The organism is Pseudomonas serbica (genome assembly GCF_028823535.1).
Taxonomy (GTDB): Bacteria; Pseudomonadota; Gammaproteobacteria; order Pseudomonadales; family Pseudomonadaceae; genus Aquipseudomonas; species Aquipseudomonas serbica.
Map to the genome: position 1 here is coordinate 67,379 of NZ_JAQIYM010000019.1, position 14,766 is coordinate 82,144.

General features: G+C 61.8%; 15 protein-coding genes and 1 tRNA gene. 11 read left to right on the forward strand and 5 right to left on the reverse strand.

Features of this window, described 5'->3' with window-relative positions:
- Window positions 1–146: 146 nt before the first annotated feature.
- Window positions 147–234, reverse strand: a tRNA-Ser gene (locus NQL71_RS26385).
- A gap of 123 nt (window positions 235–357) precedes the next feature.
- Here NQL71_RS26385 and NQL71_RS26390 point away from each other — a divergent pair.
- Window positions 358–1,029 (forward strand): Bax inhibitor-1/YccA family protein, encoded by a 672-nt coding sequence (locus tag NQL71_RS26390; protein WP_034147218.1) that lies wholly within the window; start codon window positions 358–360, stop codon window positions 1,027–1,029.
- Between the two features lie 67 nt (window positions 1,030–1,096).
- On the opposite strand, the gene NQL71_RS26395 is transcribed toward NQL71_RS26390, so the two are convergent.
- Window positions 1,097–1,534, reverse strand: a complete 438-nt coding sequence (locus NQL71_RS26395; RefSeq protein WP_046820203.1) for an Lrp/AsnC family transcriptional regulator — start codon at window positions 1,532–1,534, stop codon at window positions 1,097–1,099.
- A 137-nt stretch (window positions 1,535–1,671) separates the two neighbouring features.
- Between NQL71_RS26395 and NQL71_RS26400 the strand changes: the two genes are divergently transcribed.
- On the forward strand, window positions 1,672–2,565 hold the full coding sequence (locus NQL71_RS26400; protein ID WP_046820202.1) for a DMT family transporter: 894 nt from the start codon (window positions 1,672–1,674) through the stop codon (window positions 2,563–2,565).
- Between the two features lie 6 nt (window positions 2,566–2,571).
- Here NQL71_RS26400 and NQL71_RS26405 read toward each other — a convergent pair whose 3' ends face one another.
- Window positions 2,572–3,534, reverse strand: a complete 963-nt coding sequence (locus tag NQL71_RS26405) for an FUSC family protein (RefSeq protein WP_077183209.1) — start codon at window positions 3,532–3,534, stop codon at window positions 2,572–2,574.
- Between the two features lie 104 nt (window positions 3,535–3,638).
- The gene (locus NQL71_RS26410) at window positions 3,639–5,261 is read right to left on the reverse strand and encodes an NADP-dependent glyceraldehyde-3-phosphate dehydrogenase (RefSeq protein WP_046820200.1); all 1,623 of its coding nucleotides are present in this window, start codon (window positions 5,259–5,261) and stop codon (window positions 3,639–3,641) included.
- Between the two features lie 257 nt (window positions 5,262–5,518).
- Between NQL71_RS26410 and NQL71_RS26415 the strand changes: the two genes are divergently transcribed.
- The 9 genes from NQL71_RS26415 (at window position 5,519) to NQL71_RS26455 (ending at window position 13,825) form a co-directional block, all read left to right on the forward strand.
- Window positions 5,519–6,406: a Dyp-type peroxidase gene (locus tag NQL71_RS26415; protein ID WP_046820199.1), complete on the forward strand. Its 888-nt coding sequence runs from the start codon at window positions 5,519–5,521 to the stop codon at window positions 6,404–6,406.
- A gap of 179 nt (window positions 6,407–6,585) precedes the next feature.
- Window positions 6,586–7,338: a GntR family transcriptional regulator gene (locus tag NQL71_RS26420; RefSeq protein ID WP_046820198.1), complete on the forward strand. Its 753-nt coding sequence runs from the start codon at window positions 6,586–6,588 to the stop codon at window positions 7,336–7,338.
- Window positions 7,335–9,065 carry a fumarate reductase/succinate dehydrogenase flavoprotein subunit gene (locus NQL71_RS26425; RefSeq protein ID WP_274643605.1) on the forward strand — a complete coding sequence of 577 codons (1,731 nt, stop codon included), beginning with the start codon at window positions 7,335–7,337 and terminating at the stop codon, window positions 9,063–9,065. The genes NQL71_RS26420 and NQL71_RS26425 overlap by 4 nt, the downstream gene beginning before the upstream one ends.
- 26 nt (window positions 9,066–9,091) lie before the next feature.
- The gene (locus tag NQL71_RS26430; RefSeq protein ID WP_008060065.1) at window positions 9,092–9,337 is read left to right on the forward strand and encodes a 4Fe-4S dicluster domain-containing protein; all 246 of its coding nucleotides are present in this window, start codon (window positions 9,092–9,094) and stop codon (window positions 9,335–9,337) included.
- A gap of 211 nt (window positions 9,338–9,548) precedes the next feature.
- The gene (locus tag NQL71_RS26435; protein WP_274643606.1) at window positions 9,549–10,955 is read left to right on the forward strand and encodes an ABC transporter substrate-binding protein; all 1,407 of its coding nucleotides are present in this window, start codon (window positions 9,549–9,551) and stop codon (window positions 10,953–10,955) included.
- Window positions 10,956–10,969: 14 nt separating this feature from the next.
- The gene (locus NQL71_RS26440) at window positions 10,970–11,743 is read left to right on the forward strand and encodes an ABC transporter permease (RefSeq protein WP_166619077.1); all 774 of its coding nucleotides are present in this window, start codon (window positions 10,970–10,972) and stop codon (window positions 11,741–11,743) included.
- On the forward strand, window positions 11,743–12,591 hold the full coding sequence (locus NQL71_RS26445) for an ABC transporter ATP-binding protein (RefSeq protein ID WP_077183214.1): 849 nt from the start codon (window positions 11,743–11,745) through the stop codon (window positions 12,589–12,591). The genes NQL71_RS26440 and NQL71_RS26445 overlap by 1 nt, the downstream gene beginning before the upstream one ends.
- Window positions 12,588–13,550: a HEAT repeat domain-containing protein gene (locus NQL71_RS26450; protein WP_274643607.1), complete on the forward strand. Its 963-nt coding sequence runs from the start codon at window positions 12,588–12,590 to the stop codon at window positions 13,548–13,550. Before NQL71_RS26445 ends, NQL71_RS26450 begins: the two co-directional genes overlap by 4 nt.
- Window positions 13,547–13,825, forward strand: coding sequence for a DUF971 domain-containing protein (locus tag NQL71_RS26455; protein ID WP_077183215.1), 279 nt, complete (start codon window positions 13,547–13,549; stop codon window positions 13,823–13,825). The genes NQL71_RS26450 and NQL71_RS26455 overlap by 4 nt, the downstream gene beginning before the upstream one ends.
- Window positions 13,826–13,978: 153 nt before the next feature.
- Here NQL71_RS26455 and NQL71_RS26460 read toward each other — a convergent pair whose 3' ends face one another.
- On the reverse strand, window positions 13,979–14,716 hold the full coding sequence (locus NQL71_RS26460) for a TorF family putative porin (protein ID WP_046820191.1): 738 nt from the start codon (window positions 14,714–14,716) through the stop codon (window positions 13,979–13,981).
- Window positions 14,717–14,766 lie beyond the last annotated feature (50 nt).

Genomic DNA, 14,766 nt, shown 5'->3' on the forward strand with positions numbered 1-14,766 from the left:
GTGGCGCTCCAGCCCGATACAATCACCTCAGCAGCGGCCTGGGGATTCATTCAAAGATGCGCAAACGATCCCGAATTGTTGCACCAGAAAACGTTTGCCGCAGAAACGACAAAGCCCTGAATAATCAGGGCTTTGTCGTATAAAGATGGCGGAGGCGATGGGATTCGAACTCATGGACCTGTTACAGTCGACGGTTTTCAAGACCGTTGCCTTAAACCACTCGGCCACACCTCCGTTTGTGTTGCGGGCGCCATAATACCCGAATGAAACACACTGTCAAACTATCTGCATAGCTTGTTACAGGGCGTCTGTTATGATCTTTGCGACTGAACGTTTCAAACCAACAGGAGTGTCGCCATGCGCGAACAGGATTACGCAGTTAATAACAGCGTGCAGGCTGAGCAGCTAGAGGTTAGCCGCGTCCTGCGCAACACATACGGCTTGCTGGCTCTCACCCTCGCATTCAGCGGCGTGATGGCGTTCGTCGCCCAGCAGATGCGTGTCGGCTACCCGAACATTTTCGTGGTGCTGATCGGTTTCTACGGCCTTTTCTTCCTCACCAACAAGCTTCGTGATTCCGCCTGGGGCCTGGTGTCCGCCTTTGCCCTGACCGGTTTCATGGGCTTCCTGCTCGGCCCGATCCTCAACCGTTACCTGGGCATGCAGGGCGGTGCCGAGGTCGTGAGTTCGGCGTTCGCGATGACGGCCCTGGTGTTCGGCGGTCTTTCGGCCTATGTGCTGATCACCCGCAAGGACATGAGCTTCCTCGGCGGTTTCATCACAGCGGGCTTCTTTGTGCTGCTGGGTGCGACGCTGGCGAGCTTCTTCTTCCAGATCAGCGGCCTGCAACTGGCGATCAGCGCGGGCTTCGTGCTGTTCTCCTCGGTGTGCATCCTGTTCCAGACCAGCGCCATCATCCACGGCGGCGAGCGCAACTACATCATGGCTACCATCAGCCTGTATGTATCGATCTACAACCTGTTCATCAGCTTGTTGCAGCTGTTTGGCATCATGAGCCGCGATGATTGATCGCCAGCCATGATTGAAAAAAACCCGCTTCGGCGGGTTTTTTATGCACGGTCTCTTGACCGACGGGCTACGCCATGGGCGGCAGGCGCCGCTTTACCGGGGTTTTCTTGACGATGGCGGTGTTGGTTTCGGCAAGGGAGTTGAGGCGGTCGAGCAGGGTGTCCAGCTGTTCCATCGAGCGCACATGCAGGCGGGCGATGAAGCAGTCGTCGCCGGTGACCTTATCGCACTCGGTGAACTCGGGAATGGCCATGATCTGCCGTTCCACTTCCTGCAACTGGCCCGGTAGCGGGCGAATGCGCACGATGGCCTGCAACTGATAGCCGAAGCATTTCGGGTCGATTTCCACCGTGTAGCCCTTGAGTACGCCGCGTTCCTCGAGACGGCGCAGGCGTTCGGCGACGCTGGGCGAGGACAGGCCGCTGATCTGCGCCAGGGCCTTGAGCGAACGTCGCGAGTCTTCCATCAAGGCGGTGATCAGCACCTGGTCGATGTCGTCAGTCATGGCGAAAACCTCAATTAGGCAGTTTTGCAAAATTGCCTTCGCAAAAAAGGCAGATTCGAAGTTTAGCCTGTTTTTTGCGCTGGAGCAGCGTCCCGCTCGATTGGCATACTTTGTCCATCAATAACAGGAGCTTGATGATGGACAACTCAATACGTCGCGGCTCGTTCGAAATGACCGCCGCCATGCTGATCTCCGGGACCATCGGCTGGTTCGTGCTGGTGTCCGGGCAACCGGTGCAGGATGTGGTGTTCTGGCGCTGCCTGTTTGGCGCCGGCACTTTGCTGCTGATTTGCGCGGCCTTCGGCTTTTTGCGCCCGGGCATCCTGACTCGCACCACCTTCCTGCTGGCGGTGCTCAGCGGTGTAGCGATCGTCGGCAACTGGGTGCTGTTGTTCGCCTCCTATTCCCGGGCCTCGATTGCCATCGGGACGGCGGTCTACAACGTCCAGCCGTTCATGCTGGTGGGGCTGGCGGCGGTGTTTCTCAACGAGAAAATAACCCTGCAGAAACTGACCTGGCTGGGCGTTTCGTTTCTCGGGATGCTGGCGATCGTCAGCGCCCATGGCGGGCAGGGCGAAAGCGGCAGCCAGTACCTGATCGGGATTGTGCTGGCCTTGGGCGCAGCATTCCTTTATGCGATCGCTGCGTTGATCATCAAGCGCCTGACCGGGACGCCGCCGCATTTGATCGCACTGATTCAGGTCAGCACCGGCGTGCTGTTGCTCGCGCCATTCGCGCATTTTTCGGCGCTGCCGCAAGCGCCGGGCGAGTGGGCCAGCCTGGTGACGCTGGGCATCGTGCACACCGGCGTGATGTATGTGTTGTTGTATGGCGCGATCCAGAAACTGCCGACGGCGTTGACCGGCGCGCTGTCGTTCATCTACCCGATTGCGGCGATTTTCGTCGACTGGTTTGCCTTCGGCCATCGCCTGGAACCGCTGCAATGGATTGGGGTTGCCGCGATACTGCTGGCCGCTGCTGGCATGCAGCAGGGCTGGAGCCTGAAGTTTCGGCGGACAGTCACGCCGTAAGTCCCATCAGATGTTCCAGTGCGGCGCGGTCCTGGCCAGGCGCTGGCGCATCTCGCCGATGTTGGCGGCCAGTTGCTCGGTCAACAAACGGTAACCGTCCAGGGCGTTGTAGACCGGGGCATCGAGACTGACCACCGGCAACGCGGTGGGCCGGTTCAGCCGCTGGGTGACGCCAGACTTCAAAGCCCGGGCCATGCCGATCAGTTGCACGCGAATCAGCCGATGCTGCGCCTTCAAGGCCGTTTGCAAGTCACTGGCGTCCGGCCGCGCGTTGCCCAGTATCTCCAGAGTGCTGACACACAGACGCAGCTGACGCTGGATGGCATCGAGTTCGGTCATGGAAATCTTCACCTCCTTGGACACCGATGGCATGAGCGAACGCAGTTGCACCATGACGGTGTTCAGGCGACCCATCAACTTGAGGTGTTCGTCGGCCGTCACCGACTGGCCGTTGATGATCCGCCCGTAGATCGTCGCGCAATCACGCAGGGCGTCAGCCAGGTTGTAGCGCCAGGAATAGACCGCATAGAGCGGCAGGGCGAACGAAAACGCCAGGGCCAGGGCAATGCCGATCAAGATGTCGACCCCGCGCCACAGCCCGTCGGAGACTGGATTGTCGCCGTGGCCCGCGACGATGAACACGGTAATGCCCGCGAGCAGCGCGGTGTAGCCGCCTTTGCCGATGGCGTGGTACGAGAAAAATCCGCACACCACTGCCATGGCGAAATAGGTCAGCCATGGCAGGCCGAGCCAGGACTGTTGCACCACCAAGGCCAGGCCGACAGCCGCCCCGACCAGGGTGCCGATGGCCCGCTCGGCGGCTTTTTTGCCGATGTTGCCATGGTGCTGCAAGCCGCCGATCACCACCAGCATCGTCACCGACGCCCACTCGCCGTGGGGCAGGTGGATGCCGGTGGTCAGCAGGATCGACGCCAGTAACCCGAGCGATACGCGTACCGCATGGATCATCCGAGCATGGCGATAGCGCCGGTAAGGGTCCAGCAGCGGACGCAGTAACCGGCGCAGGAACGGTGGCAGGCGAAGGGCCCTGGAAGCGCTCAGGTTGACACTCCTCAGAAGATGTAGTCAGTGGTCAGGAAGCTCGAGCTGCGGCCGCTGATGATCTCGCTGATGAGATCCTTGTTGGTCTCCTGGAATTTGGTCGCCACCAGCGTGCGGATCGAAAACACCCGCAGGGCGTCGTGCACCGACAAAGTGCCCTCGGCGGAGTTTTTCCGCCCGTTGAACGGGTAAGTGTCCGGGCCACGCTGGCATTGGGCGTTGAGGTTGATGCGCCCGACCTGGTTGGCGAAGGTGTCGACCAGCCGGCCGACCGCCACCGGGTTGGTGCCGAAGATGCTCAGTTGCTGGCCGAAATCCGATTCGAGGACGTAATCGATTACCGTGTCCAGATGGCGGTAGGGCACGATCGGCACCACCGGGCCAAATTGTTCTTCCTGGTAGACCCGCATCTGCGGCGTCACCGGGTACAGCACGGCGGGATAAAAGAACGACGCGCGGGCCTCGCCGCCATGGGGGTTTACCACCCTGGCGCCCTTGCTCTCGGCGTCAGCCACCAGCGAGTGCAGGTAATCGACCTTGCCCGATTCCGGCAGCGGCGTCAGCGCCACGCCAGTGTCCCAGGGCATGCCGGGCTTGAGCGTGGCGAGTTTGGCGTTGAATTTCTCGATGAAGGACTCGACCACGTCTTCGTGGACAAACAGGATCTTCAACGCGGTGCAACGCTGGCCGTTGAATGACAGGGAACCGGTGACCGCTTCGTTGACCGCGTTGTCCAGGTCCACCTCCGGCAGGACGATGCCGGGGTTCTTCGCATCGAGCCCCAGCGCCGCACGCAGGCGATGCGGCCTTGGATGCAGCTTTTTAAGGTCGCTGGCGGCCTTGTTGGTGCCGATGAACGCAAAGATATCGATCTTGCCGCTGGCCATCAGCGCACTGACGGTCTCGCGCCCGCTGCCATAGATCACGTTGATCACCCCGGCCGGGAAGCTGTCGCGAAAGGCCTCCAGCAGCGGGCGAATCAACAGCACGCCAAGCTTGGCTGGCTTGAATACCACGGTGTTGCCCATGATCAGCGCCGGGATCAGCGTGGTGAAAGTTTCGTTCAGCGGGTAGTTGTAGGGCCCCATGCACAGCGCCACGCCGAGCGGTACGCGGCGGATCTGGCCGAGGGTGTCCTGTTCCAGCTCGAAGCGACTGGAACGACGGTCGAGTTCCTTGAGGGCATTGATGGTGTCGACGATGTAGTCGCAGGTGCGGTCGAATTCCTTCTCCGAGTCCTTGAGGTTCTTGCCGATCTCCCACATCAGCAGCTTGACCACCGCGTCGCGCTGTTGACGCATGTGCCCGAGGAAGGTTTCGACGTGCTGGATGCGCTCGGCCACGCGCATGGTCGGCCACAAACCCTGGCCGCGATCATAGGCGCGCACCGCGGCGTCGAGGGCGGTCAGGGCGGTGGCGGCATCCAGCAGCGGCGTGCTGCCGAGAATGACTTGTTCATCGCCGCCGGGGCCTGCCAAGTACACCGGGCTGCGGACCTGGGCGAGGGGACCGGGCCAGGTTTTCAGGACACCGTCGACCAGGTATTCCCGTTGTTCGGTCTGGCCGTCGAGGCGGTATTTTTCCGGGATGCTGCCGGCGTCGGGAAACAGGTTGCCGAGAATCTGTGTGGTCATGTCGCTACCCCGTGTGTAGTACAGCCGTGCGCTATGGCTAGCCGTTGAAGAATCCGTTTCAAGGGTTATACGCCTTGTTGATGCGGTTTATTAATTGCAATCGAGCGCTGATGGGCAGAATAGAGGGGTGAAGCTGTGGTTGTTGTGCTTCAAGCGTAGACCGCAAACGGCGTTGGGTGAAACGCGATCTTTTGACCTGGGAGCACACAATGGCCGATGTCGCGGTTAAACTTCGCGCTCTTTCATAAGGAGTTCACATGAGTCACTACCAGCCGGGCATCCTCGCCACCCCCGTTCCGCCTCTCGCTCGTCACATGTTTTTCGCCCTGGAATCGGTGGCTGCACTGCCGGCCGCGCTGGACAAGCTGATGCACCTGGTGGACGGCCAATCGGCGGTGGTCGGCTTCGGTGAATCCCTGGTCAAGGCCCTCGACGGGCACATCGAAGGCTTGCGGCCATTTCCGGCGCTGACCGGAGTCGGTGTCGATAACCCGTCCACGCAACAGGCGCTCTGGTGCTGGTTGCACGGTACCGACCGTGGCGAACTGCTTAACCGCAGCCATGCCCTCGAGGCGGCGTTGGCGCCCGCCCTGCGCCTGGTGCAAATGACCGAAGGTTTCCGCCACCGTGACGGCCATGACCTGACCGGCTACGAAGACGGCACCGAAAACCCCCGTGACGAAGCCGCCGCGGCCGCCGCGCTGGTGGGTGAGGGCGTCGAAGGCACGGTAGGCGGCAGCTTCGCCGCGCTCCAGCAGTGGCAGCATGACCTCAAGGGTTTTCGTGCGCTGGCGTCCCACGAGACGGATGACATCATGGGCCGTCGCCTGAGCGACAACGAAGAACTCGACGACGCCCCTCTCTCTGCCCATGTCAAACGCACCGCCCAGGAGAGCTTTGCTCCTGAGGCGTTCATCGTCCGTCGCTCGATGCCGTGGATCGAAGGCGACCGCGCCGGGCTGATGTTCCTGGCCTTCGGCTTCTCCCTCGACGCCTTCGAAGTCCAGCTGCGCCGCATGAGTGGCCTGGAAGACGGTATTACCGACGGTTTGTATCGCATCAGCCGACCGATCACCGGTGGTTATTACTGGTGCCCGCCGCTCAAGGATGGCCACCTCGATCTGCGCGCATTGCGCATCGGCTAAGACACTATCTGTAGGAGCCGGCTTGCCGGCGAAAAGGGCGATGCGGTGAGTCAGGCGGACCGCCTTCGCTGGCAAGCCAGCTCCTACAGTGAATCTATCGTTATGCTCTAACGGTATTTCTCAACCCTGTTCTTAGAACCCTAAGATCACGTCATAACTCGTTATGACAAGTGATCTTCATGGCCGATAACGTTCTATCTCTTGGCAGCGTCCCGCTGCACACCCAGCTACGCGACATCCTGCGTGCGCGCATCCTCGACGGTGAATACCCGCAGGACAGCCAGATGCCGTCCGAAAGCGAGCTCGGCGCGCTGTTCAAGGTCAGCCGCATTACCGTGCGCCAGGCCCTCGGCGATCTGCAGAAGGAAGGGCTGATCTTCAAGATCCACGGCAAGGGCACCTTCGTCGCCAAACCCAAGACCTTCCAGAACGTCAGCACCTTGCAAGGCCTGGCCGAATCCATGACCGGTCGTGGTTATGAGGTGATCAACCGCCTGCGCAGCTTCAAGTTCATCGCCGCCGACAAGCGGGTCGCCGAGCGCTTGCAGGTCGCCGAAGGCGAGGTCGTGGCGCAGATCAAACGCGTTCGCCTGATCAACCGCGAGCCGATTTCGCTGGAAATCACCTACCTGCCCAAAGCCGTCGGCGAGCGTTTGGAGAAGGCCGACCTGGTCACCCGCGACATTTTCCTGATCCTGGAAAACGACTGCGGCCTGGCCCTCGGTCACGCTGACCTCGCCATCGACGCGGTGCTGGCCGACAGCGACCTGACCCAGGCGCTGAACGTCGAGGCCGGCTCGCCGATCATGCGCATCGAGCGCCTGACCCACGACGCCCAAGGCCGGCCCCTGGATTTCGAACACCTTTACTACCGTGGCGATGCCTTCCAGTACCGCCTGCGGATCGATCGGCAAAAAGGGGCGCAGGCATGACCCGAACGACAGTGGAACAGGAATACGACATCGTGGTGATCGGCGGCGGCACTGCCGGACCCATGGCGGCGATCAAGGCCAAGGAGCGCAATCGCAATTTGCGCGTGCTGTTGATCGACAAGGCCAACGTCAAGCGTAGCGGCGCGATCAGCATGGGCATGGACGGCCTGAATAACGCAATCATCCCCGGCCACTCGACGCCGGAGCAGTACACCAAGGAAATCACCATTGCCAACGACGGCATCGTCAACCAGGCGGCGGTCTATGCCTATGCGACCCACAGCTTCGAAACCATCGAGCAACTGGATCGCTGGGGCGTCAAGTTCGAGAAGGACGAGACCGGCGACTATGCAGTGAAAAAGGTCCACCACATGGGCGCCTACGTGCTGCCGATGCCGGAAGGGCATGACATCAAGAAAGTGCTGTACCGGCAGTTGAAACGGGCGCGGGTGAGCATTACCAATCGCCTGGTCTGCACCCGTTTGCTCAAGGATGAAGAGGGCGCGGTCAACGGCGTGATGGGATTCGATTGCCGCACTGCCGACTTCCATGTGATCAAGGCCAAGGCAGTGATCCTCGCCTGCGGTGCCGCCGGGCGCCTGGGCCTGCCATCCTCGGGGTACCTGATGGGTACCTACGAAAACCCGACCAATGCCGGCGACGGTTACGCCATGGCCTATCACGCCGGGGCGGAACTGGCGAACCTGGAGTGCTTCCAGATCAACCCGCTGATCAAGGACTACAACGGCCCGGCCTGCGCCTACGTCACCGGCCCCCTGGGCGGCTACACCGCCAACAACAAGGGCGAGCGCTTCATCGAGTGCGACTACTGGAGCGGGCAAATGATGTGGGAGTTCCACCAGGAGCTGGAAAGCGGCAATGGCCCGGTGTTTCTCAAGCTCGATCACCTGGCCGAGGAAACCATCCAGAACATCGAAGAGATCCTGCACAGCAACGAGCGGCCGAGCCGCGCTCAGTTCCACGCCAACCGCGGCACCGATTACCGCACGCAGATGGTCGAGATGCACATCTCCGAAATCGGTTTTTGCAGCGGGCATTCGGCGTCGGGGGTGTGGGTCAACGAGAAGGCCGAAACGTCGGTCAAGGGCCTGTATTCGGCGGGTGATATGGCCGCGGTGCCGCACAACTACATGCTCGGTGCGTTCACCTATGGCTGGTTTGCCGGCAACAATGCGGCTGACTTTGTCGTCGGCCGCGAGTTTTCCGCACTGGATGCCAAGCAGATTGAAGTCGAAAAACAGCGGGTGTATGCGCCCCTGGACCGCGCACACGGACTGCCACCGGCCCAGGTCGAGTACAAGCTGCGCCGCTTCGTCAACGACTACCTGCAGCCGCCGAAAGTGACCAGGAAGATGCAGATCGGCCTGCAACGCTTCAGCGACATCCAGCGCGACCTCAATCAGATCAAGGCCCATAACGCCCATGAGCTGATGCGCGCCATGGAAGTCAGCATGATCCGCGACTGCGCCGAAATGGCGGCCCGCGCCTCGCTGTTTCGCGCCGAAAGTCGTTGGGGGCTCTACCACTACCGGGTCGATCATCCGCAACGCAACGACAGCGACTGGTTCTGCCACTGCCACCTGAAGAAGGATGAAAACGGCTTGATGAGCAGTTTCAAGAAAGCCGTCGAGCCTTACATCATCCCGCTCGATGCCGATGAAATGCAGGCCTACGACCGGCTGCGGGTCGGTGCCGACGCGGCTTGAAGCCGTCAACAATAGAGAGACCGAAAATGGCCTATCAACCCCAGGAAATCTTTTTCCGCTCCAACGCGCCGGTCACCGTCGATGAGGACCTGTGCATCGCCCACAAAGGCTGCACCGTGTGCGTCGATGTGTGCCCGATGGACTTGCTGGCGATCAATCCGGCCACGCAAAAGGCCTACATGGCCTTCGATGAATGCTGGTACTGCATGCCCTGTGAAAAGGACTGCCCGACGGGGGCGGTGAAAGTGGACATCCCTTATTTGCTGCGTTGAATGACAGGACGCCTTCGCGAGCAGGCTCGCTCCCACCTTTGGAATGCATTCACCTGTGGGAGCGAGCCTGCTCGCGAAGAGGCCCGTACAGACAACTCAAAACGCCATCCGGCCACCCCCGGACGCTTGCTTCAAAGACACCCCTCGTTTCCCACCACGCCCTGATCGTGGCGGAGACGAACATCCTATAAACGATTCGAGGGGATTCACCATGTTATTGCGTGCAGCATTGGCCGGTCTGGTACTGGCTTCGTTCACCTGGTCGGCACAGGCCGAAACCATCCGCATAGCCATCGGCACCCAGGACACCACGATCAACTGCGCCGCCGGCGGCCTGTTGATTCGCGAGCTCGGCCTGCTGGACAAATACCTGCCCCACGACGGCCAGTACAAGGACGCCCAGTACGACATCGAGTGGAAGAACTTCACCAGTGGCGCGCCGCTGACCAACGAGATGGTCGCCGGCAAGCTCGACTTCGGTGCCATGGCCGATTTCCCCGGTTCGTTCAACGGCGTGGCGTTTGAAACCGCCGGCAAGCACAGCCTGTTCATCAGCGTGCTGTCGGGCAGCACCCAGGGCAGTGGCAACGGCATCGTGGTGCCGAGTGCATCGGGCGTGCAGTCGCTGGCCGAGCTCAAGGGCAAGACCATTTCCGTGCCGTTCGCGTCCACCGCCCATGGCATGTTGCTGCGCGCGGTGGCGGCCCAGGGCTGGGACCCGCTCAAGGACGTGAACATCATCGCCCAGCCACCGGAAGTCGCCGGCTCCGCGTTGCAGGCCGGCAAGATCGACGCCCATGCCGACTTCGTGCCGTTCGCCGAACTGTTCCCGAGCCGGGGCTTTGCGCGCAAGATCTACGACGGTTCCCAGGCCGGCGCGCCGACCTTCCACGGTGCGCTCGTCGACCAGGCCTATGCGAAGAAATACCCGGAAATCGTCGTCGCCTACCTGCGCGCCAGTATTGAAGCCAACCAGCTGCTCGCCGCCGAGCCTGAGAAATACAGCGAGCTGATCGCCAAGGTCACCGGCGTCGACGCCGAGGTCAACTACCTGTTCCACGGCCCGCTCGGCGTACAGACCCGCGACCTGAGCTGGAAACCGGAGTATCGCCAGGCCGTCGGCACTGCCATCGACACCCTCAAGCTGCTGAAGAAAGCCGATCGCGGTCTCGACCTGAATACCTTCATCGACGACCAGTACATTCGCGCCGCGTTCAAGGCCTCGAACCTGGACTACAGCGCGCAGCTGGCCAATTACCAGCAGACGCCGCTCAAGGCCGTCGATGCCGCCAGTGGTGAAGCCATCACCGACTTCAGTCATGTGGCCGAGATCTGGGTGCGTGGCGAGCCGAAGGTCCGTCAGTACGCTTCGGCGCAAGCGGCATTCACAGCGTTGGCCGCGCTGCAGCAGGAAGGCAAGAACATTCGCGCGGTGTATGCCCAGGCCAGTGACAGCGGGATCAAGTTGCTGGCCGACCAGGCGTGGTTTGCCAGTGATGCGAAAGGGCGCCTCAGTGCGTTCCTGCTCAAGGGCCAGGCCCAGCAATTCGCCACGGCCCATGGCGGCAAGGTGTTCGATTTCACCGACGCCACCAACCAGGCCGTGGCCAGCCGCTGAGTCAGAGGTGAAACATGTTTGCACGCTGGATTCCAAGGGCTGCCTCACTGCTGCTCTGCCTGTTGTTCTGGCAACTCGCCGCCAGCCACCACTGGAACCTTGGCCTTGTGACCTTCGCCAACGTCCCGACCCCCCTGGCCGTTATTGAAGCGGCCCTAAGCCTCGGCGACTCCGGCAAGCTCGCCCGGCACCTGGGCAGCAGCCTTGGCCGGGTGTTCGCCGGTTACCTCGCCGCGCTGGTCATCGGCGTCGCCTTGGGCTTGGCCATCGGCCGTTCGAAGTGGGCCGAGGACTTGCTGCTGCCACCGCTGGAAGTGCTGCGCCCGATCCCCGCCGTGGCGTGGATTCCCCTGGCGATCCTGATGTTTCCCTCGTCCGAGCTGTCGATGGTCTTCATCACGTTTACAGGCGCCTTGTTCCCGATCCTGCTCAACACCGTGCATGGCGTCGAAGGCGTCGACCCACGCCTGATCGCTTCGGCGAAAAGCCTCGGGGCAGGGCGCCGGGCAATGTTGCTGGAAGTGATCGTGCCGGGCGCCGCCCCGAGCATCATCACCGGCCTTGCCATTGGCATGGGCACGTCTTGGTTTTGCCTGGTGACCGCCGAGATGATCTCCGGCCAATACGGCATCGGCTATTACACCTGGGAGTCCTACACCATCCAGAACTACCCCGACATCGTGGTCGGGATGCTGCTGATCGGCGTACTCGGGATGGGCAGCAGCCTGCTGATCAAACGCCTGGGCGGCCTGTTCACGCCCTGGCATCGACCACGAGGAAAAGCCTGATGAGTGTTTTTCAACAGCCTGAAGGGCGTATCGATATCCGCGGTTTGTCGATCAGCCTGGGCGAAGGCAGCGCCGCTTTTGAAGCCGTGCAGGGCCTCGATTGCCAGATAGAGCCGGGGCAGTTCGTGTGCATCCTCGGGCCGTCCGGTTGCGGCAAGTCCACCTTGCTCGGCGCCCTGGCCGGTCACCTGCAACCGCGCGCTGGCAGCCTCGAGGTCGATGGCGCGTCGGTGTCCGGCCCGTCGCCGCAACGGGGCATGGTGTTCCAGCATCACACGCTGTTCCCCTGGCGAACCGTGCGCGACAACGTGGCTTTCGGCCTGAAAATGCGCGGTGTCGGCAAATCAGAACGGCACCGGGCCGCCGAGGAAATCCTCGCCCTGGTGGGACTGCAAGACTTCGCCGAGCGTTGGCCGGATCAACTCTCCGGTGGCATGCAACAGCGGGTGGAAATCGCCCGAGTGCTGGTCAATCGGCCACGGCTGTTGCTGATGGACGAGCCCTTTGGCGCCCTCGATGCCTTGACCCGCCTGAACATGCAGGAGCTGTTGCTGGACATCTGGACGCGCATCCGCACCACCGTGGTGTTCGTCACCCATGACATCGACGAAGCGCTGTTCCTCGCTGACCGCCTGCTGGTCATGAGTTCGCGTCCCGGGCGGATCATCGAAGACCTGCGCCTGGATTTCCCGCGGCCACGCACCACCGAATTGATGACCAGCCATGAGTTCTCCCGCTTGAAGCGTCACTGCCTCGAATTACTGCGTCACGTAGACGGTCGGCAATTACCCCGCCTGAATCCTCTCGGACTGCCCCCTGAACACAAACTGCCGCGATTTGCCCTATGACCTCACTATTCGATGTAACCGACAACGACGACATCCTCGCCCTGCAACCGCGCCTGACCGATGACGATGCCGGCGTGCGCCGCATCGCCCTGATCGAACTGGCCGACCTGGAAGAACCGGACGGCCTGCTGTGGCTGGTCGATCGACTGGCCGAAGACCCGGCCGAAGAAGTCCGTGCCGAAGCCGCGCGCTTGCTGGAGGCCTGGGAAGATGAACCCGTGGTCGAGGCGCTGTGCCAGGCGCTGACCGATCCATCCGCCGCGGTGCAAGCCGCCGCTGCGCAAAGCCTCAGCCTGCTCAAGAGCGAAGCGGCGGGCCGGCTGATCCTGCCGTGGACCGGGCATGCCGAGATCGGCGTGCGCATCGCCGCGTTCAGGGCCCTGCGCGAATTGCGCTATCCCCAGGCGGCCTCGGCGGCGCTGTTGGCGCTGGGCGATCAGGACGCCAATGTGCGCCGTGAAGCGGTGGGTGTGCTGGGCTGGCTCAAGCAACTCGATGCCTTGCCGGACCTGGCGCGATTGGCCAGTGCCGACCCGGACACCGAGGTGCGCCGCGCCGCCACCGGTGCACTTGGCCTGGCATCCGACGCACAGGTGCTGCCGGCCCTGCGCCAGGCCTTGCAGGACCAGGCCTGGCAAGTGCGCGAAGAGGCCGCCACCACTCTTGGCAAGGTTGGGCACGTCGATGCCGGCCCGGCCCTGGTCGAAGCCTTGAGCGACGATTACTGGCAGGTGCGCCTGCGTGCCACCCGCAGTCTCGGCCGCTTGCGTTACGCCCTGGCCCTCGACGCGCTGATTGATACCCTCGGCCACCGCATCAGCAACCTGCGCAAGGAAGCCGCCCTGGCCTTGGGCGAACTGAACGAAAAAGGCGCCATCGCACCGTTGCTGGCCGCCCAGGATGACGGCGATCCGGAAGTGCGCAAGGCGGTGCGCATTGCCCTGAGTCAGCTGCAATGAACCCGGTGGCGGTGGGTAATTCCCGGAGCAAAAAACAACTGCGCTTGAACTGGCCCGATGGCCGCGAGCAGTGCCTCGATCATGCCGAGTTGCGCCGCCAGTGCCCGTGCTCGCAATGCCGGGCGTTTCGCTTGCGCGGGATGACACCGCTGGTGGACGACCGTGTTCGGCTGATCGAGGTGAATGCCCAGGGGTATGGGTTGCAGTTGGTGTTCAGTGATGGCCACGAACGCGGGATCTACCCGTGGGCCTATCTCGGCGGACTTGATCTGTGAATGGAATACCGCTTTCGCTGGCAAGCCAGCTCCTACAATTGATCGGGGACGACACCAATATTGTGGTCGCCTGGCCCCTGTAGGAGCTGGCTTGCCAGCGATGGCAATCTCAAATTCAGCACAAGATTCAAAGGCCAAATACAGAGTGGGAACTCAGAAGGATTTGCTGATGCTCGCCACAACCGTCGCGCTGCACACGTCGTCGAAGCCCCAGTTGCTGGTGCACTGGCTCTTCGACAAATCGGTGTCGATGTAGCTCAGGCCCAGCATCACACCCGCCAGTTCGTGGGTCAGCTTGACCTCCCATTCGTGATACGAGTCCTCGGCTTCACCCGAGCTCGAATACAGGTACGGATCCTTGAAGTCCATCAAGCCGTAACGCAGTTTCAGGCCGGTGTCGTAAGGCAACTCGGTCTCGTAACCGACATAGCTGTAGAGCGAGTTCTGCTCGCTGTCGATGCCCGGTGCATCGTCGGAATAGTAGGCGCCGAATTTCACCCCGTAGACACTGAGAATCCCGTAGACCTCACTCTGGTTGAACTGGCTTTCCTTCGGATACGAGTATTTGAGGTAGCCCAGGTCGAGGTTGATGGCGTCTGTGGCCTCCCAGAACCAACCGGCGTAGTAGTCGACCTCCTGCCGGGTCTTCAGGCCGCCGCCAAAATCGACGTTGGATGTCCACGCGCCCAGGTACAGGCCGCTGCTGTGCGCCAGGGTTGCACCGGCCTGCAATGCGGGGTCGTTCTGGGTTTGCGAGATGCCGCGGGTTCGGTAGTCGCTGGCCAGGGTGACATCCAGCAGCAAGGAGAAATCATCATTCAAGGGCACGGCCTGGCTGCACAACGGCAGCACACTCAAGGAACCGAGGGCGAGGAGGGTGAAAGCTTTCATGGGGTACGTCCCGCTATTGTGATTGTTATGGGCAGATTTCAAGCAAGGCT